18 protein-coding genes are annotated in these 17,622 nt (G+C 61.4%); 17 read left to right on the plus strand and 1 reads right to left on the minus strand.

The window, feature by feature from the left end; genetic code table 11:
• Window positions 1-7: 7 nt before the first annotated feature.
• Window positions 8-1,258, minus strand: coding sequence for a sarcosine oxidase subunit beta family protein (locus EFD55_RS13265; RefSeq protein WP_125845510.1), 1,251 nt, complete (start codon window positions 1,256-1,258; stop codon window positions 8-10).
• Between the two features lie 86 nt (window positions 1,259-1,344).
• Here EFD55_RS13265 and EFD55_RS13270 point away from each other — a divergent pair, with 86 nt between their 5' ends.
• The 17 genes from EFD55_RS13270 to minE all read left to right on the plus strand — a co-directional run bounded on the left by EFD55_RS13270 (window position 1,345) and on the right by minE (window position 17,617).
• On the plus strand, window positions 1,345-2,304 hold the full coding sequence (locus EFD55_RS13270) for a GlxA family transcriptional regulator (protein ID WP_125845511.1): 960 nt from the start codon (window positions 1,345-1,347) through the stop codon (window positions 2,302-2,304).
• Window positions 2,305-2,384: 80 nt separating this feature from the next.
• Window positions 2,385-3,068, plus strand: coding sequence for a helix-turn-helix domain-containing protein (locus EFD55_RS13275; RefSeq protein WP_125845512.1), 684 nt, complete (start codon window positions 2,385-2,387; stop codon window positions 3,066-3,068).
• A gap of 88 nt (window positions 3,069-3,156) precedes the next feature.
• Window positions 3,157-4,062 (plus strand): class II glutamine amidotransferase, encoded by a 906-nt coding sequence (locus EFD55_RS13280; RefSeq protein ID WP_125845513.1) that lies wholly within the window; start codon window positions 3,157-3,159, stop codon window positions 4,060-4,062.
• Between the two features lie 57 nt (window positions 4,063-4,119).
• Window positions 4,120-4,806: a GltB/FmdC/FwdC-like GXGXG domain-containing protein gene (locus EFD55_RS13285; protein WP_125845514.1), complete on the plus strand. Its 687-nt coding sequence runs from the start codon at window positions 4,120-4,122 to the stop codon at window positions 4,804-4,806.
• 14 nt (window positions 4,807-4,820) lie between these two features.
• Window positions 4,821-6,149: an FMN-binding glutamate synthase family protein gene (locus EFD55_RS13290; RefSeq protein WP_125845515.1), complete on the plus strand. Its 1,329-nt coding sequence runs from the start codon at window positions 4,821-4,823 to the stop codon at window positions 6,147-6,149.
• Window positions 6,150-6,229: 80 nt separating this feature from the next.
• Complete coding sequence (gene glnT, locus EFD55_RS13295) at window positions 6,230-7,537, plus strand: type III glutamate--ammonia ligase (RefSeq protein WP_125845516.1); 1,308 nt, start codon at window positions 6,230-6,232, stop codon at window positions 7,535-7,537.
• Between the two features lie 101 nt (window positions 7,538-7,638).
• Entirely contained in the window at window positions 7,639-8,523 is an 885-nt protein-coding gene (purU, locus tag EFD55_RS13300) for a formyltetrahydrofolate deformylase (protein WP_125845517.1), read from the plus strand.
• Between the two features lie 3 nt (window positions 8,524-8,526).
• Entirely contained in the window at window positions 8,527-9,426 is a 900-nt protein-coding gene (gene folD, locus EFD55_RS13305; protein WP_125845518.1) for a bifunctional methylenetetrahydrofolate dehydrogenase/methenyltetrahydrofolate cyclohydrolase FolD, read from the plus strand.
• Between the two features lie 91 nt (window positions 9,427-9,517).
• Entirely contained in the window at window positions 9,518-10,651 is a 1,134-nt protein-coding gene (locus EFD55_RS13310; protein ID WP_125845519.1) for an aminomethyl transferase family protein, read from the plus strand.
• Window positions 10,652-10,662: 11 nt separating this feature from the next.
• Window positions 10,663-11,268, plus strand: a complete 606-nt coding sequence (locus EFD55_RS13315; RefSeq protein ID WP_125845520.1) for a dimethylamine monooxygenase subunit DmmA family protein — start codon at window positions 10,663-10,665, stop codon at window positions 11,266-11,268.
• Window positions 11,265-12,230 carry a PDR/VanB family oxidoreductase gene (locus EFD55_RS13320; protein WP_125845521.1) on the plus strand — a complete coding sequence of 322 codons (966 nt, stop codon included), beginning with the start codon at window positions 11,265-11,267 and terminating at the stop codon, window positions 12,228-12,230. The genes EFD55_RS13315 and EFD55_RS13320 overlap by 4 nt, the downstream gene beginning before the upstream one ends.
• A gap of 20 nt (window positions 12,231-12,250) precedes the next feature.
• Window positions 12,251-13,291 carry a heme-dependent oxidative N-demethylase family protein gene (locus EFD55_RS13325; RefSeq protein WP_125845522.1) on the plus strand — a complete coding sequence of 347 codons (1,041 nt, stop codon included), beginning with the start codon at window positions 12,251-12,253 and terminating at the stop codon, window positions 13,289-13,291.
• A gap of 83 nt (window positions 13,292-13,374) precedes the next feature.
• Window positions 13,375-14,712 carry a trimethylamine monooxygenase gene (locus EFD55_RS13330; RefSeq protein ID WP_125845523.1) on the plus strand — a complete coding sequence of 446 codons (1,338 nt, stop codon included), beginning with the start codon at window positions 13,375-13,377 and terminating at the stop codon, window positions 14,710-14,712.
• A 217-nt stretch (window positions 14,713-14,929) separates the two neighbouring features.
• Window positions 14,930-15,532 (plus strand): methyl-accepting chemotaxis protein, encoded by a 603-nt coding sequence (locus tag EFD55_RS13335; RefSeq protein ID WP_125845524.1) that lies wholly within the window; start codon window positions 14,930-14,932, stop codon window positions 15,530-15,532.
• Window positions 15,533-15,741: 209 nt separating this feature from the next.
• Window positions 15,742-16,461, plus strand: a complete 720-nt coding sequence (gene minC / locus EFD55_RS13340) for a septum site-determining protein MinC (protein WP_125845525.1) — start codon at window positions 15,742-15,744, stop codon at window positions 16,459-16,461.
• A gap of 83 nt (window positions 16,462-16,544) precedes the next feature.
• Window positions 16,545-17,360 (plus strand): septum site-determining protein MinD, encoded by an 816-nt coding sequence (gene minD, locus EFD55_RS13345; RefSeq protein ID WP_125845526.1) that lies wholly within the window; start codon window positions 16,545-16,547, stop codon window positions 17,358-17,360.
• Window positions 17,357-17,617, plus strand: a complete 261-nt coding sequence (minE, locus tag EFD55_RS13350) for a cell division topological specificity factor MinE (RefSeq protein WP_003574994.1) — start codon at window positions 17,357-17,359, stop codon at window positions 17,615-17,617. The genes minD and minE overlap by 4 nt, the downstream gene beginning before the upstream one ends.
• Window positions 17,618-17,622 lie beyond the last annotated feature (5 nt).

Below are 17,622 nucleotides of genomic sequence, written 5' to 3' on the forward strand. Positions count from 1 at the left end.
AATGTCCTCAGTGCAGATTGGGCTGGGCGCCAACGCCCTTTTCGTCGATTGGATACCCGCGCGCGAAGCGGTCGAGCCGGAAGGCGCGGGCGGTCTGATGCGGTGTATTGCGGGCGATCAGATGGGCGTAGCAAAAGCCGGAGGCGGGCGTGGCCTTGAAGCCGCCGTAGCACCAGCCGGTGTTGAGGTAGAGATTGTCGATATGGGTGCGGTCGATGATCGGCGAGCCGTCCATGCTCATATCCATGACGCCGCCCCATGAGCGCAGATAGCGCACGCGCGACAGCGACGGGATCAGCGCCAGCCCGGCTTCGGCGACATGCTCGACCGCCGCGAGATTGCCGCGCTGGGCATAGGAATTGTAGCCGTCGATATCGCCGCCGAAGACAAGGCCGCCCTTATCAGACTGGGACGCATAGAAATGCCCGGCACCAAAGGTGACGACCGTGTCGATGAAGGGCTTCAACCCTTCCGAAACGAAGGCCTGCAGCACATGGCTTTCGATCGGCAGCCGCAGGCCGGCCATATCGGCGACGACGGTGGAATTGCCGGCCGCCGCAAGCGCCAGCTTGCCGCAGCCGATAAAGCCTTTGCTGGTCTCGACGCCAGTCACCTGACCGTTTTCGCGGCGAATACCGGTCACCTCGCACTGGGTGATGATGTCGACGCCGCGGCTGTCTGCCCCGCGCGCATAACCCCAGGCGACCGCATCGTGCCGCACCGTGCCGCCGCGCGGGTGGAACAAGCCGCCCATAATGGGGAAACGGGCATTGTCAAAATCGAGGAAAGGCAATTTCCGACGCACCGCCTGCCGGTCGAGAAGTTCAGCATCAACCCCGTGCAGCCGCATGGCATTGCCGCGGCGCGTATAGGCGTCACGCTGGGCGTCGGAATGGAAGAGATTGAGGACGCCGCGCTGCGAGACCATGGCGTTGAAGTTGAAGTCCTGCTCCAGCCCTTCCCAGAGCTTCATCGACAACTCGTAGAAGGGATTGTTGCCGGGTAGCAGGTAGTTCGAGCGGATGATCGTCGTGTTCCTGCCGATATTGCCGGAGCCGAGATAGCCCTTTTCGAGAACGGCGACATTGGTGACCCCGAACTCCTTGGCAAGATAATAGGCGGTGGCAAGACCATGGCCGCCGCCACCGACGATGATGACGTCGTAATGCGGCTTCGGCGCCGGATCGCGCCAGGCAGGCGCCCAGCCCTTGTTGCCGCGAAGACCGTTCAGGAAAATCGAAAAAGCGGAATAGCGCATAGGTCACCCGGAATGAACGGGCCCATGATGCCAGAAAGAGGCGGGCATACTTGCACAGTAGGGACCAAAATCGCTAAGAAAGAGACATGTCCTCACTTGATAGCAGAAACGTGCAGACGATCGGCTTCATCCTGATTCCGGGATTTGCGCTGATGTCCTATGCGTCGGCGACGGAGCCGCTGCGGGCGGCAAATCTTCTGGCCGGCCGCGAGATCTACCGGCTGCAGACCTTCTCGCCGGATGGCGCATCGGCGCTATCCTCATCGGGCGTCAGCGTTCCCGCCGAGCCTCTCCCGGCCAGGGGGGCCGGGCTTGGAACGGCCTTCGTCTGCGCCGGCGGGTTGCCCCGCGACTGGCGCTATCCCGGCGTGCTTTCCTGCCTGAGGCAATTGTCGCGCGAAGGCGTCAGGATCGGCGGCATTTCGGGCGGTCCCTATCTGATGGCCGCCGCTGGGCTGCTTGGTGGCCGCGACTTCACCATCCACTGGGAACATGCAGCCGCCCTTCTCGAAGCCTTCCCGGACCTGTCGCCGCGTCAGGCGCGCTTCATGATCGACGGTAATCGCATCACCTGCGGCGGTGGCATCGCCCCGCTCGACATGATGCATGTGCTGATCGCCGAGCGCATGGGGCCGGATTTCGCCCGCCGGGTCAGCGACTGGTACCTTCATACCGAGGTCAACGAGCCTGCGGCGCCGCAGCGCGGCTCGCTCGCCGAGCGCTACGGCGTCCACCATCCCGGCCTGCTCAGCGTTCTCGAGCGCATGGAGGAGACGATCGAGATGCCGCTTGAGCGCGCCGCCATGGCGCGCATCGCGGGCGTCACCGCTCGCCATCTCGACCGGCTCTTCTCAGCCCATCTCGGCACCACCTATCTCGATCAGTACCGCAGGATCAGGCTTCAGCATGCCCATCGCCTGCTGAAGCAAAGCCCGCTTTCCGTCTCGGAGATCGCGGTCGCCACCGGTTTTTCCAGCCTGAGCCATTTTTCCCGGATGTTCCGCACCGTCTACGGCATTGCCCCGCGTGAGGCGCGGCGGGAATAGGTTTTCTTCACGGTTGAGGAAATTTCACTATGGCGATAGGGTTGCCTTCAAACGAAAGAGAAGGCGGCAGTGGGAAATCCATGAAATCCAAGCATGAAGCGGCAGAGCAACCGGAACAGGCGCATGGCGGACGCGCGCCCTTTTCCCAGGATCCGCACGCCGTCCGGGAGCCGAAGGAAAACAACCTCGAAATGGCGATCGGCCACGAAGTGCGCGCCTACCGCAAGAAACTCGGCATCACGGTGACCGATCTGGCGGCCGCGACCGGCATTTCGCTCGGCATGCTGTCGAAGATCGAGAACGGCAACATCTCGCCGTCGCTGACGACGCTGCAATCGCTGTCGCGGGCGCTCGGCGTGCCGCTCACAGCCTTTTTCCGCCGCTTCGAGGAACCGCGCAACGCCGTCTTCGTCAAGGCGGGGCAGGGCATCGAACTCGAACGGCGCGGCACGCGCGCCGGCCATCAATATAATCTGCTCGGCCATATCGACAACAATACCAGCGGCGTCATCGTCGAGCCCTATCTCATCACGCTGACGGCCGATTCTGACACCTTCCCGACCTTCCAGCACGAGGGCATGGAGTTTCTCTATATGCTCGAGGGCGAGGTCATTTACCGCCACGGCGACCAGCTTTTCCAGATGCAGCCGGGCGATAGTCTGTTCTTCGACGCCGATGCGCCCCATGGGCCGGAGCAACTGGTGAAACTGCCGAGCAAATACCTCTCGATCATCAGCTATCCCCAGCAGAGCTCCAAGAGCTGACTTGCCTTAGAAGAAACGTTTATTCTTCCCAGTTGATGTCCATAAACAGACCTGCTAGTCCTTTCTCAACACGAAAGGAGCACGGGCTATGTGCGGCATTGTTGGACTGTTCCTCAAGGACAAGAGCCTTGAGCCCCAGCTGGGAAACCTGCTCTCGGATATGCTGATAACCATGACGGATCGCGGACCGGACTCGGCCGGCATCGCAATCTATGGTGGCTCTGCCGAGGGTAAGGCAAAAATCACCATCCAGTCCGCCAATCCGGGCGCAGACTTCGAAGGCCTCGCCGCCGACCTTGAGAAGGTCGGCATCAAAGCCGGCGTGTCGATCAAGAGCACGCATGCGGTCATCGAGCTGGAAGTCTCCAAACTTGAAAATGTGCGCAAGGCGCTCGAAGAGATCCGCCCGGCAGTCCGTCTGATGGGATCGGGCGAAAGCGTCGAAATCTACAAGGAGATCGGCCTTCCGAAAGAGGTCGTAGCGCGCTTCGGCGTCCGCTCGATGAGCGGAACCCACGGCATCGGCCATACCCGCATGGCGACGGAATCGGCCGTTACCACGCTCGGCGCCCATCCGTTCTCGACCGGTGCCGACCAGTGCCTCGTGCACAACGGCTCGCTGTCCAACCACAACAATCTGCGCCGCGAACTCGTACGCGAAGGCATGACCTTCGAGACGCAGAACGATTCCGAAGTCGCCGCCGCCTATCTGACGGCCGAAATGGCCAAGGGCAAGGATCTCGGCCAAGCGCTGACAGGCGCGCTCGATGATCTCGACGGCTTCTTCACCTTCGTCGTCGGCACCAAATCCGGCTTCGGCGTCGTGCGCGACCCGATCGCCTGCAAGCCTGCCGTCATGGCCGAGACAGAGCAGTATGTCGCCTTCGGTTCGGAGTACCGCGCGCTGGTCAACCTTCCCGGCATCGAGAATGCCCGTGTCTGGGAGCCGGAGCCGGCAACCGTCTACTTCTGGGATCACGACAAGGCCGCCTGAGGGACGCCAGAAAAGCAGGAGCCGGCTCAGACCGCCTTTCGGACCAACGAGGAATAAATGCCCATATTCGATCTTTCCAACACCCCTCTTCGCGAACTGAATGGCGCGCTTCACGCCCTTTCCGAAGGTGCTAATGACACTGAATTCGAAGTCGTCAACCCGCGCGGCAGCCATGCCGTCGCCGTTGGCATCGACAGCCCCGTCACGGTCGCGGTCAGAGGATCGGTTGGCTACTATTGCGCCGGTATGAATGACGGCGGCAGAGTGACGGTTCATGGCTCGGCCGGTCCGGGCGTTGCCGAAAACATGATGTCCGGTACCGTCGTCATCGAGGGCGACGCCAGCCAGTATGCCGGCGCCACCGGCCGAGGCGGCCTGCTCGTCATCAAGGGCAATGCGGCGTCGCGCTGCGGCATTTCGATGAAAGGCATCGACATCGTCGTTCATGGCAGCATCGGCCACATGTCGGCCTTCATGGGCCAGTCCGGCCATCTCGTCGTGCTGGGCGACGCCGGCGATGCGCTGGGGGATTCGCTTTACGAAGCCAAGCTTTTTGTCCGCGGCGAGGTCAAGAGCCTCGGCTCCGACTGCATCGAGAAGGAGATGCGGCGGGAGCATCTGGACAAGCTTGCCGAACTGCTCGAGCGCGCTGGAGTGACGGGCGTCCGGCCCGAAGAATTCAAGCGCTACGGTTCCGCTCGCAAGCTTTACAATTTCAACATCGACAACGCCGACGCGTATTGAGGCGAGGGACCCCCATGAGCTATCACAACCCCTATACCCCGCCACGCAAGTCCGCGACGTTCGATGACTATACGCTCGCCGAAATCCGCCGCGCGGCCGCTACCGGCATCTATGACATCCGCGGCGCCGGCACCAAACGCAAGGTTCCGCATTTCGACGATCTGCTGTTCCTCGGCGCCTCCATCTCGCGCTATCCGCTCGAAGGCTACCGCGAGAAGTGCGATACATCAGTGGTGCTCGGCTCTCGCTTCGCCAAGAAGCCGATCACGCTCAAGACGCCGATCACCATTGCCGGCATGAGCTTCGGCGCGCTTTCGGGCAATGCCAAGGAAGCGCTCGGTCGCGGCGCGACGATCGCCGGCACGTCAACCACCACGGGCGACGGCGGCATGACGGATGAGGAACGTGGCCATTCGCAAACGCTGGTCTACCAATATCTGCCCTCGCGCTACGGCATGAATCCGAGGGATTTGCGCCGCGCCGATGCAATCGAAGTCGTGGTCGGCCAGGGCGCCAAGCCCGGCGGCGGTGGCATGCTGCTCGGCCAGAAAATCTCCGACCGTGTCGCCAATATGCGCAACCTGCCAAAAGGCATCGACCAACGCTCGGCCTGCCGCCATCCGGACTGGACCGGACCCGATGATCTGGAAATCAAGATCATGGAGCTGCGCGAGATCACCGACTGGGAAAAGCCGATCTACGTCAAGGTCGGCGGCGCGCGTCCGTATTACGACACCGCTCTTGCGGTGAAGGCGGGCGCCGATGTCGTCGTGCTCGACGGCATGCAGGGCGGCACGGCGGCGACGCAGGACGTCTTCATCGAAAATGTCGGCATGCCGACACTTGCCTGCATTCGTCCGGCTGTCCAGGCGCTGCAGGATCTGGGCATGCATCGCAAGGTACAGCTCATCGTTTCGGGCGGCATCCGCTCGGGCGCAGACGTTGCCAAGGCGCTGGCGCTCGGCGCCGACGCGGTCGCAATCGGCACGGCGGCGCTCGTGGCGATCGGCGACAACGATCCGCGCTGGGAAGAGGAATACCAAAAGCTCGGCTCGACGGCCGGCGCCTATGACGATTGGCATGAAGGCAAGGATCCGGCTGGCATCACCACCCAGGACCCGGAGCTCGCAAAACGCCTTGACCCGGTTGCGGCCGGTCGCCGCCTTGCCAACTACCTCAAGGTCATGACGCTGGAGGCTCAGACGATCGCGCGCGCCTGCGGCAAGAACCACCTGCACAACCTCGAGCCGGAAGACCTCGTCGCACTGACGATCGAGGCATCGGCCATGGCGCAGGTGCCACTCGCCGGCACCAACTGGATCCCCGGCAAGGGAGGCTTTTGATTTCTACCGGCCGGGCAAGCGTCCCGGCCGTCTCATATCCATAACCAAAGTGTCTCCAAGAAATCCAAAGGGGAACAAGAATGACACTGGACCTTGCTGCTTTTGCCAGAGACAAAGGCATCAAATATTTCATGATCAGCTACACCGACCTGTTCGGCGGCCAACGCGCCAAGCTAGTCCCGGCAGAAGCCATCGCCGACATGCAGAAGGATGGCGCAGGCTTTGCGGGCTTCGCGACCTGGCTCGATTTGACGCCGGCCCATCCCGACCTGTTCGCGGTTCCCGATGCTTCTTCCGTCATCCAGCTGCCCTGGAAGAAGGACGTCGCATGGGTTGCTGCCGACTGCGTCATGGACGATAAGCCTGTCGAACAGGCGCCGCGTGTGTTGCTGAAAAGACTGGTCGCTGAAGCCGCGAAAGAGGGGCTGCGGGTAAAAACCGGCGTGGAGCCCGAGTTCTTTCTCATCTCAGCCGACGGCTCGGTGATTTCAGACCAGTTCGATACAGCCGAGAAGCCTTGCTACGACCAGCAGGCGGTGATGCGTCGGTACGATGTGATCGCCGAGATTTGCGATTACATGCTCGAGCTTGGCTGGAAGCCCTATCAGAACGACCACGAGGACGCGAACGGCCAGTTCGAGATGAACTGGGAATATGACGACGCTCTTCAGACGGCAGACAAGCACTCCTTCTTCAAGTTCATGGTCAAGTCGGTCGCCGAAAAGCACGGCCTTCGCGCCACTTTCATGCCGAAGCCCTTCAAGGGCCTGACCGGAAACGGCTGCCATGCCCACATCTCGGTCTGGGACATCGAAGGCAAGGTAAACGCCTTCGCGGACAAGGAAATGCCCTTCGGGCTCTCTGCTCAGGGTAAGACCTTCCTCGGCGGCATCATGAAGCATGCCTCCGCGCTTGCCGCGATCACCAATCCGACGGTCAACTCCTACAAGCGCATCAACGCGCCGCGCACGACATCGGGCGCGACGTGGTCGCCGAACACCGTCACCTGGACGGGCAACAACCGCACCCACATGGTGCGTGTGCCGGGACCGGGACGCTTCGAGCTGCGCCTGCCGGATGGTGCGGTCAACCCCTACCTGCTGCAGGCGATCATCATCGCGGCCGGCCTCGACGGCATCCACAGCCAGGCGGACCCCGGCCGGCACTACGATATCGACATGTATGCCGAGGGGCATCTGGTGAAGGACGCGCCGCGCCTGCCGCTCAATCTGCTCGATGCGCTGCGCGCCTATGATGCCGATGAAGGCTTGAAACAGGCGATCGGGGCAGAGTTTTCCGCCGCCTATCTCAAGCTCAAGCATCGGGAATGGAATGCCTACTGCTCGCATTTCACCCAATGGGAACGCGACAGCACGCTCGACATCTGAGCAGCCGGGCCGATGGCTTCGACAACAACCGACATGCCGGGGCAGAAAGCTCCCGGCGTGACCGGGTTCTCCACATCTGAATCGGCGAAAGAAGAGACAGCATGAAGAGCTTCGTACTCACCGTATCCTGCCAATCGACGCGCGGCATCGTGGCGGCGATTTCGAGCTATCTGGCCGAGAAGGGCTGCAACATCATCGACAGCTCGCAGTTCGACGATCTCGATACCGGCAAGTTCTTCATGCGTGTCAGCTTCATTTCGGAAGAAGGACTTTCGGGCGCCGAGATCGGTGCCGATTTTGCCGCCGTCGCCGCGCCCTTCGCGATGGAGTACGAATTCCACGACAGCGAGAAGCGCATGAAGGTGCTGCTGATGGTGTCGCGCTTCGGCCATTGTCTCAACGACCTGCTCTACCGCTGGAAGATCGGCGCCCTGCCGATCGACATCGTCGGCGTCGTCTCCAACCATTTCGATTACCAGAAGGTCGTCGTCAACCACGACATCCCCTTCCACCATATTCCCGTCACCAAGGCCAACAAGGTGCAGGCCGAGGCTCGCATCATGGAGGTGGCCGAGCAGACCGGCACCGAGCTGATCGTGCTGGCCCGCTACATGCAGATCCTGTCGGACGAGATGTGCCAGAAGATGTCGGGCAAGATCATCAACATCCACCATTCCTTCCTGCCGAGCTTCAAGGGCGCCAATCCTTACAAGCAGGCCTACGGGCGCGGCGTGAAGCTGATCGGGGCGACGGCGCATTATGTCACCGCCGATCTCGACGAAGGCCCGATCATCGAGCAGGACACGGCGCGCATCACCCATGCGCAGTCGCCGGACGACTATGTCTCGATCGGCCGCGATGTCGAAAGCCAGGTTCTAGCCCGCGCCATCCACGCCCATATCCACCACCGCACCTTCATCAACGGCAATCGCACCGTGGTCTTCCCGGCAAGCCCGGGCAGCTACGCTTCCGAACGCATGGGTTGAGAGATGGTCGAGGTCATCGATGGCAAGCTTGTTGCTGCATCCGTAATCGAGACGGTGAAGGCTGCGACGGCAGCGCTGGAGAAGAGTAGCGGCGTCACCACCGGTCTTGCGGTCATCATCGTCGGCGACGATCCGGCCAGCCACGCCTATGTCGGCTCCAAGAGCCGGATGGCCAAGGAATGCGGCTTCAAATCGGTCCAGCACACGCTGCCGGCCGAGACGAAGCAGGAGGAACTGGCAGCCCTCGTCGCCAGCCTCAACGCCGATCCGTCGATCCACGGCATCCTGGTGCAGCTGCCGCTGCCGAAGCCGCTCGACAGCGAGCCGATCATCCAGTCGATCCTGCCGGAGAAGGATGTCGATGGTTTGAGCAACGTTAATGCCGGCAAGCTCGCCACCGGTGATCTCAAGACCGGACTGGTGTCCTGCACGCCGGCCGGCGCCATGGTTTTCGTTCGCCGCACCCATGGCGAGGATCTCTCCGGCCTCAATGCCGTCGTCATCGGCCGCTCCAACCTGTTCGGCAAGCCGATGGCGCAGCTGCTGCTCAATGCCAATGCGACGGTGACGATCGCTCACTCCAGGACCAAGAACCTCGCCGAGGTCTGCCGCAATGCCGATATCCTGGTGGCCGCCGTCGGCCGTCCGGAGATGGTGAAGGCCGATTGGGTCAAGCCGGGTGCAACGGTCATCGACGTCGGCATCAACCGTATTGCCGCACCCGAGAGGGGCGAGGGCAAGACCCGGCTGGTCGGCGACGTCGCCTTCGCGGAGGTCTCTGCGGTCGCCAGGACCATCACCCCGGTTCCGGGCGGCGTCGGACCGATGACCATCGCCATGCTGATGGCCAACACCGTCATCGCCGCTCACCGCACCGCAGGGCAGGTGCCGCCGAAGTTTTGATTGGAATGCCGCCGGACGGGCTTGCCACGGCGCGAAAGACTTATATAGTCAGGAAATAAATATTCCGTAGAAGAAATAAGAGGGAACGGAAATGGCTCTATCATGGCGTTTCTCCGCCTTGGCGGATCGGCATCGCGCTCTGGGATCGAAGCTTGAGGACTGGAGCGGCATGGGAACCGCCTGGACCTATGACAAGGACATGTCGGAAGAACATGTCGCGGTCCGCACCAAGGCCGGCATCATGGATGTCTCAGGCCTGAAGAAGGTGCATCTGGTCGGTCCGCACGCCATTGCCGTGCTCGACTATATCACCACCCGCGACATGACGAAGATCTATCCCGGCCGCTCGGTCTATGCGGCCATGCTGAACGACCGCGGCCACTTCACCGACGATTGCATCGTCTATCGCACCGGCCCGAATTCCTGGATGCTGGTGCACGGCTCCGGCTCCGGCCACGAGGAATTCGTCAAGCAGGCGGCCGGCCGAAACTGCGCCGTGCTCTTCGACGACGACCTGCACGACCTGTCGCTGCAAGGCCCGATCGCGGTCGATTACCTTGCCAAATACGTGCCCGGCATCCGCGACCTCAAATATTTCCACCACATGCAGACGACGCTGTTTGGCGCGCCCGTGATGATCTCGCGCACCGGCTATACCGGCGAGCGCGGCTACGAGATCTTCGTGCGCGGCCAGGACGCCGTCATGGTCTGGGACCGGATCGTCTTGGAAGGAAAGGAGATGGGCATCATCCCCTGCTGCTTCTCCGTTCTCGACATGCTGCGCGTCGAAAGCTACCTGCTGTTTTATCCCTACGACAATTCGCAGATGTATCCCTTCGCCGACCAGCCGCCCGGCGACAGCCTCTGGGAACTCGGCCTCGACTTCACCGTCAGCCCGGGCAAGACGGGTTTCCGTGGCGCCGAAGAGCATGCCCGCCTGAAGGGCAAGGAACGCTTTAAGATCTTCGGCATGCTGATCGATGCCGACGGCCCGACCGATCTCGGCGACGAGGTCTTTGCCGACGGCAAGAAAGTCGGCGTCATCACCTGCCCGAGCTATTCGTCGCTGACGAAGAAATCCATGGCGATCGCCCGTCTCGATGTTGACAAGGCGGTGCACGGGGCGAAACTCGAAGTACGCGGCAAGACCGTCAAGGCGAGCGCCACTGCCCATACGCTCCCCTTCGACGATCCGGAGAAGAAGAAGAGGACTGCCGTAGGTTAAGGAGCACGCGAATGCTCGTTGCAGGCATCAAGAGCCGACCAGTCTACAAGGGCCTGACCATCCAGCCGCATGCCCGGCGGCACATTTTCGCGCTCGAAGGGGAGGGCGCCAATGCTCTCCTCGACCAGCAGCCGGCGCTTGACGAGACGGCCCTTTCCCGCAGCGAGATCCTCTATGTCGCCCGCGGCTCTCAAGGGTCCGGCCTGGACGAGGCGCTGCGCCATCTCGGCGCCGACATGTTCTCCACGGCCCCGACGATCGCAACGCTGCTCTTCCGATTGAAAGGTTCGCTCGCCACCGCCCATATGGGTACGCGGCTCTATATATCGGGCACGGAAGGCTTCATCGGCCAGGCGATGCTCGTGGCGCTCGAATACGGCATGGACCACGCCTCCATCATCACCGAGCATCGCGGCTCGCTGGCCAGGCGTGTGCAATGTGTCCATTGCAAGGGCATCACCGACGACGTCACCGTCAGCCCTTTTGCCTGCAGCCATTGCGGGCTGACGCTTCTCGTGCGTGATCATTATTCGCGCCGGCTCGCCGCCTTCCAGGGCGTCAATATCGATGCGGAAGAGCCCGGCAGCGCGCCCAATCCGGAGGAGTTGTTCCTTTGAGCGGTGGTACAGAAATTCCCGTCCGCGTGGCGCGGATCACCCCGATCGCCGAGCGCGTCAAGCGCTTCCGCTTCGAGCGGCTGGACGGCAAGCCGATGCCCTATTTCTCCGGCGGCGCCCATGTCATCGTCTCGATGAACGATGGCGGCCATATGCGCCGCAACGCCTACTCGCTGATGTCGCCGCCGCATGATTGCGCCGCCTATGAGATCAGCGTGCTGCATGTCGAGGATTCGCGCGGCGGCTCCACCTTCATGCATGAGAAGGTGAGCGAAGGCGACGAGCTGAAGGTCAGCTATCCCGTCAACCTATTCCAACCGGACTGGCGCGGGCGCAAGCATCTACTGATCGCCGGCGGCATCGGCATTACGCCCTTCATTGCGATGATGGAGCAGTTTTCCCGCGAGGGTGCCAATTTCGAACTGCATTACGCCATCCGCACGCGGAACCGCGGCGCCTACTGGCGGGAGCTGCTGGAGCGCTACGGTCCGCATCGCATCAAGATCTATTGCGACTCCGAAGGCGGCGCCATTCCTCTGACACGGCTGCTCGACAGCCAGCCGCTCGGCACGCATCTCTATGTCTGTGGCCCCACAGGCATGATCGACGGCGTGCTGAAGACGGGGCTGAATGCCGGCTGGCCGGAACAGAACCTGCATTCGGAACGGTTCCTGTCGTCGCTGCCCGGCAAACCCTTCGCGATCGAGTTGCTGCGATCCGGCAAGACCGTGAAGGTCGGCCATCACGAAAGCATGCTGGAGGCGATCGAGGCGGCGGGCGTCGACGCGCCCTTTCTCTGTCGCGGCGGGGCCTGCGGTCAGTGCGAGACCGGGGTCGTCACCTGCGACGGCAAGCTGCTGCACCATGACGTCTATCTGACGAGCGAAGAAAAAGCATCCGGCCGCAAGGTGATGATCTGTGTTTCCCGCTTCGAGGGAAACACACTGCATCTCGATCTTTGACGGTAAAAAGGAGACCGGACATGGCAATCGTCTTCAAGCAGGAAACCTTCCGGAACGATTTCAGCTACCGGAACAGCCCCGAGAATATCAGGCGTTTCCCGTTTCCCTTCGACCGGGATGAATACATGTATTCCGTCAATATGGAGCCGCATGTGCGCGGCCGGGCGGGAACCGTCTACGAAAGCCTGATCGACGTCGACGAGCATTACGTCGCCGAGATGCACGACCGGGCGCTGGTCCTGAAGGAAGATCCGCTGCGCTACCAGGCGCTTCCGCACATGATGAGCGCGCAGTGGGATACGCTCGAACTTTTGATGGAAGAGCAGGCGGCAGGTTATCCCGACCACTTCACGCTGATCCGCAACGGCGACCAGTGGCGCTGGATCAACCGCCCGCTCGGCATCGACGATAGCTTCACCTTCGGCGATGCCTCGACGCTGCCCTGCGAGCCATTCGAATATATCACCCGCCAGGCCCAGGGCGATTTCTGCATCGTCGATCAGCGCGACGGCAATCTCTGGATGGATGCCGGCATGGTGACGACGCAGGCCGACTGGTCGCTCGATTTCGACCTCGGCATGAACTTCATGGAATGGCATGGACCGGTGCCGCTCGCCCACCAGATCGGCGTCTTCGACCGGGCGCTGAAATTCCTTTTGAACCTGCAGCAGGGCAAGCCGACACGGCGCTTCAACTGGACGATGACGATCAATCCCCGGCTCGACACCAGCCCGGAGAATTATCACAAATGGGGTCCTGACCGCACGACGGTGACGCCTGACAATGTCGGCGAGAAGGTGCATTTGCGCGTCGAGCTGCAAAGCCTCTGGCGCCTGCCGCGCTCCAACGCCATCCTCTTCGTCATCCGCTGCTATTTGATGAACATGGAAGAACTCGTCACTGTGCCGAAATGGGCACGACGCTTCCCGCGCGTGCTGAAGACGCTGCCGCCGGAGCTCATCGACTACAAGGGGCTCACCCGCTTCCGCGAGACGACGATCGACTGGCTTTCCAAATACGACGATGGGGCGCCGACCAGCCCCGGCATCTATCCGGACTGAGGCGCAGCGATGCGTACCAGCGCCGCGCGTCTTCTCGGACGCACGAACTAAGCAATGACATATAATCAAGAGGGGAATGCTTCATGACAAGAGTAGCCGTCATCGGTGCCGGTCCTTCCGGGTTGGCGCAGCTGCGCGCCTTTCAATCGGCCGCCCAGAAGGGCGCCGAAATCCCGGAGATCGTCTGCTTCGAAAAGCAGTCCGACTGGGGCGGGCTTTGGAACTATACCTGGCGCACCGGGCTCGACGAATATGGCGAGCCGGTCCACGGCAGCATGTATCGTTACCTCTGGTCGAACGGCCCGAAGGAATGTCTCGAATTCGCCGATTATTCCTTCGAGGAGCATTTCGGCAAGCCGATCGCCTCCTATCCGCCGCGCGCCGTGCTGTGGGACTACATCAAGGGCCGCGTCGAGAAGGCGAATGTCCGCCATTGGGTGCGCTTCAGCACGCCGGTGCGCATGGTCCGCTTCGACGATCAGACGAAGAAATTCACGGTGACGGCGCACAACCGCGTCGCGGACCGGATGTATGACGAAGAGTTCGACTATGTGGTCGTGGCGTCAGGTCACTTCTCGACGCCGAATGTGCCTTACTTCGAGGGCGTGAAGACCTTCAACGGCCGCGTGCTGCACGCCCACGACTTCCGCGACGCGCTTGAGTTCAAGGGCAAGGACATCCTGCTCGTCGGCCGCAGCTATTCGGCCGAAGACATCGGCTCGCAATGCTGGAAATACGGCGCGAAATCGGTGACGACGAGCTATCGCTCGAAGCCGATGGGCTTCAAATGGCCCGAGAATTTCGAGGAGCGGCCGCTGCTGACCAAGCTCGAAAACCGCACGGCGCATTTCCTCGACGGCTCGACCAAGGAGGTCGATGCCGTGATCCTCTGCACCGGATACCAGCACCATTTCCCCTTCCTGCCCGACGATCTCCGGCTGAAGACCGCCAACCGCCTCTGGGCCGACAGCCTCTACAAGGGCGTGATCTTCGACAAGAACCCGCAGCTCTTCTATATCGGCATGCAGGATCAGTTCTATACCTTCAACATGTTCGACGTGCAGGCCTGGTGGGCGCGCGACGTGATGATGGGCCGCATCACACTGCCGCCGGAAGAGGAGCTGAAGGCCAATTTCGACATGTGGCGCGCCCGCGAGGAGACGCTTGAAGATGCCGAGCAGATGATCTGGTATCAGGGCGACTATGTGAAGGAACTGCTCGCCGAAACCGATTATCCCTCCTTCGACATCGAGGGCACCAACAAGACCTTCATGGAGTGGGAACATCACAAGGCCCACAACATCATGGGCTTCCGCGACCATGCTTATCGATCGCTGATGACCGGCAACATGTCGCCGACGCACCACACGCCCTGGGTCGAGGCGCTCGATGATTCCATGGAGGAATATCTGCGAAACTGATGACCGGCTGCTGCATAATTCCTTAGATCCGAATCGATTTCAGGATAAAATTACAGCAATTCAAAGTGCTACAGCGTCCCTTGCGGCTCTCGAAAAGACGCGCGGGCGCTGTAGGCTCCACATATCGGGGAGGGAGCCGTTCGTCGCGGCTCCCTCCCAGCGTTCAAAGTGAAGCAAGTAATCCGATTCGCAACTCCTCTTCTCGAGCGAGGCCTTTATGGATTTTCAAACGAGCATTCTCGGGCGCATGAACGGTTTTCTCTATCGCTGCCGCGCCGATGAAAACTACACGATGCTGGAGATGACCAACGGCATCGAGCGCATCTTCGGTTATCCCGCCGACGAAATCATCGGCAACAAGACGCGAACCTTCACCTCGATCATGTATGAGGAAGACGTGCCTCAGATGGACGAGATCGTCGGACAGGCGCTCGAGAAGCGCACGGACTGGACGATGGAATATCGTATCCGCCACGCCATGGGCCACCTGATCTGGGTGACCGAGACGGGCGGCGGCATCTGGGACGAGAAGGGTGAGCTTCTCTATCTCGAAGGCAGCATCATCAATATCGAATCACTCTACCAGCGAATCGATGAACAGACCGCCGATATGCGTGTCACCGCCTCGAAGACCAACGAGATCCTGCAATCGCTGCGCTACCTCAAGCTGCTCGCCGTCAATGCCGGCATCGAGGCCGCCCGCGCCGGCACGGCCGGATCGGGCTTTGCCGTGCTTGCCGCCGAGATGCGCACGCTCGCCAACTCTTCCGAAGAGGCCGCACGCGCCATTTCCAATGCACAACGCAAGGCGGAAGGCTGAGCGTTACCCATGCGGCCGCTGATTTGCGTCTCAGAGCGAAAGCCCCACTATTAACCGTGCGGCGCATCTTTTAATTATGTTGTATTTTCAACGACTTGAAGCGATAGCGCTCGTGAAAAACCTGATGCCGTTATAGGTAATATTAGAGCCGCGTTAACCTTTTGTTAACCATGCCGGCGGTAGACATGGTCAACGATTTCTTCACATAGATGACCAAAGTGCTAACAGACGCTCGCTCTATCCGCATCAAGGGCCGCTCTTTCCTCGCGGTCATGTTATCCCCGGATCTTCCGATCGATGATTGGTTGATCAGGCTGGACGATCTGGCTGCGCGTTCGGCCGGGTTCTTCCTCGGACGGCCTGTCGTGCTCGATCTGACGGACCTGCAAATCGACCGGCCGCAGCTGAAGGACCTGATTGCCGAACTTGCCAAGCGCAATGTCAGCATCATGGGCATCGAAGGCGCGCGTCCGTCGATCCTCGGCTCCGGCATGCCGCCGGCACTCAAAGGCGGCCGGTCGACCTCCGATATCGAGGTTCAGGCAAAGGAGCCTGTCGATCCGCCCGGCAAATCGATCGTGACGGAGACCCGTCCGGCAATGCAATCGATCGTCATCAGGGAACCCGTGCGCTCGGGGCAATCGGTGATCTTCCCGGAAGGCGACGTCACCGTCATCGGATCGGTCGCCTCGGGAGCCGAGGTCATCGCCGGAGGGTCCGTCCACATCTATGGCGCCTTGCGCGGCCGAGCCATGGCGGGATCCATCGGAAACGCATCGGCGCGGATCTTTTGCCGCAAGCTCGAGGCCGAGCTGGTTGCAATCGACGGCATCTACAAGATGGCAGAAGACATGGCCTCCAATCTTCGCGGACAGGCTGTTCAGCTCTGGCTCGAAGACGACGCGATCATGGCGGAAAAACTGATCTGACGACAGCACCGCGCGTCTCTTCAGACGCGCTAGGGATGCTGCAGCACTTTGAATTACTGCGGGCCACGGCAAAGGAGAGAAACATGGGGAAAGTGATCGTCGTCACGTCAGGCAAGGGCGGGGTTGGCAAGACCACCTCGACCGCCGCATTGGGAGCGGCGCTGGCGCAACGCAATGAAAAGGTCGTCGTCGTCGACTTCGATGTCGGCCTGCGCAATCTCGACCTCGTGATGGGCGCCGAACGCAGGGTGGTCTACGACCTGATCAATGTCATCCAGGGCGACGCCAAGCTTACCCAGGCGCTGATCCGCGACAAGCGGCTGGAGACGCTGTTCCTGCTGCCGGCCTCGCAAACCCGCGACAAGGACAATCTGACGGCCGAAGGCGTCGAGCGCGTCATCAACGACCTGAAGCGCTATTTCGACTGGATCATCTGCGACAGCCCCGCCGGTATCGAACGCGGCGCAACGCTTGCCATGCGCCACGCCGACGTTGCGGTCGTCGTCACCAATCCTGAGGTCTCCTCGGTACGCGATTCCGACCGCATTATCGGCCTGCTGGATTCCAAGACCGCCAAGGCCGAACGCGGCGAGCGGATGGAAAAGCACCTGCTGCTCACCCGCTACGACGCCAACCGCGCCGAACGCGGCGACATGCTGAAGGTCGACGACGTCCTCGAGATCCTGTCCATCCCGCTGCTAGGCATCGTGCCGGAAAGCATGGATGTGCTGCGCGCATCCAACATCGGCGCGCCGGTCACGCTGGCAGAGAGCCGCAGCGCGGCTGCGATGGCCTATTTCGATGCCGCTCGCCGGCTCGCCGGCGAGACTCTGCCGGTCGTAATCCCCGAGGAAAAGCGGAACATCTTCGGCAAGATCTTCGGAAGGAGGGCAGCATGAATATTTTTCGTCTTTTCAACAAGCAGCGAACGGCACCGGCCGCCCGCGAACGCCTGCAGGTGCTCCTTGCCCATGAGCGCTCCTCTGCCGGATCGGACCTGGTCTCCCTACTGCGCGAGGAGATCCTTGCGGTGATCGCAAAACACGTACAGCTCGACCACGACAAGGTGCAGGTGACGATCGACCGCAATGAATATGTGTCGACGCTCGAGATCGACGTCGAAATCCCGCTGAACGCAGCCGTACAGGCTGCTTGAAAGAT

Source organism: Rhizobium pisi (assembly GCF_003938655.1).
GTDB lineage: Bacteria > Pseudomonadota > Alphaproteobacteria > Rhizobiales > Rhizobiaceae > Rhizobium > Rhizobium pisi.

Excerpts from the sequence above, each read along its gene's own strand:
- EFD55_RS13265 (WP_125845510.1), bottom strand. The coding sequence starts at position 1,258 with ATGCGCTATTCCGCTTTTTCGATTTTCCTGAACGGTCTTCGCGGCAAC.
- EFD55_RS13270 (WP_125845511.1), top strand. The coding sequence starts at position 1,345 with ATGTCCTCACTTGATAGCAGAAACGTGCAGACGATCGGCTTCATCCTG.
- EFD55_RS13275 (WP_125845512.1), top strand. The coding sequence starts at position 2,385 with ATGAAATCCAAGCATGAAGCGGCAGAGCAACCGGAACAGGCGCATGGC.
- EFD55_RS13280 (WP_125845513.1), top strand. The coding sequence starts at position 3,157 with ATGTGCGGCATTGTTGGACTGTTCCTCAAGGACAAGAGCCTTGAGCCC.
- EFD55_RS13285 (WP_125845514.1), top strand. The coding sequence starts at position 4,120 with ATGCCCATATTCGATCTTTCCAACACCCCTCTTCGCGAACTGAATGGC.
- EFD55_RS13290 (WP_125845515.1), top strand. The coding sequence starts at position 4,821 with ATGAGCTATCACAACCCCTATACCCCGCCACGCAAGTCCGCGACGTTC.
- glnT (WP_125845516.1), top strand. The coding sequence starts at position 6,230 with ATGACACTGGACCTTGCTGCTTTTGCCAGAGACAAAGGCATCAAATAT.
- purU (WP_125845517.1), top strand. The coding sequence starts at position 7,639 with ATGAAGAGCTTCGTACTCACCGTATCCTGCCAATCGACGCGCGGCATC.
- folD (WP_125845518.1), top strand. The coding sequence starts at position 8,527 with ATGGTCGAGGTCATCGATGGCAAGCTTGTTGCTGCATCCGTAATCGAG.
- EFD55_RS13310 (WP_125845519.1), top strand. The coding sequence starts at position 9,518 with ATGGCTCTATCATGGCGTTTCTCCGCCTTGGCGGATCGGCATCGCGCT.
- EFD55_RS13315 (WP_125845520.1), top strand. The coding sequence starts at position 10,663 with ATGCTCGTTGCAGGCATCAAGAGCCGACCAGTCTACAAGGGCCTGACC.
- EFD55_RS13325 (WP_125845522.1), top strand. The coding sequence starts at position 12,251 with ATGGCAATCGTCTTCAAGCAGGAAACCTTCCGGAACGATTTCAGCTAC.
- EFD55_RS13330 (WP_125845523.1), top strand. The coding sequence starts at position 13,375 with ATGACAAGAGTAGCCGTCATCGGTGCCGGTCCTTCCGGGTTGGCGCAG.
- EFD55_RS13335 (WP_125845524.1), top strand. The coding sequence starts at position 14,930 with ATGGATTTTCAAACGAGCATTCTCGGGCGCATGAACGGTTTTCTCTAT.
- minC (WP_125845525.1), top strand. The coding sequence starts at position 15,742 with ATGACCAAAGTGCTAACAGACGCTCGCTCTATCCGCATCAAGGGCCGC.
- minD (WP_125845526.1), top strand. The coding sequence starts at position 16,545 with ATGGGGAAAGTGATCGTCGTCACGTCAGGCAAGGGCGGGGTTGGCAAG.
- minE (WP_003574994.1), top strand. The coding sequence starts at position 17,357 with ATGAATATTTTTCGTCTTTTCAACAAGCAGCGAACGGCACCGGCCGCC.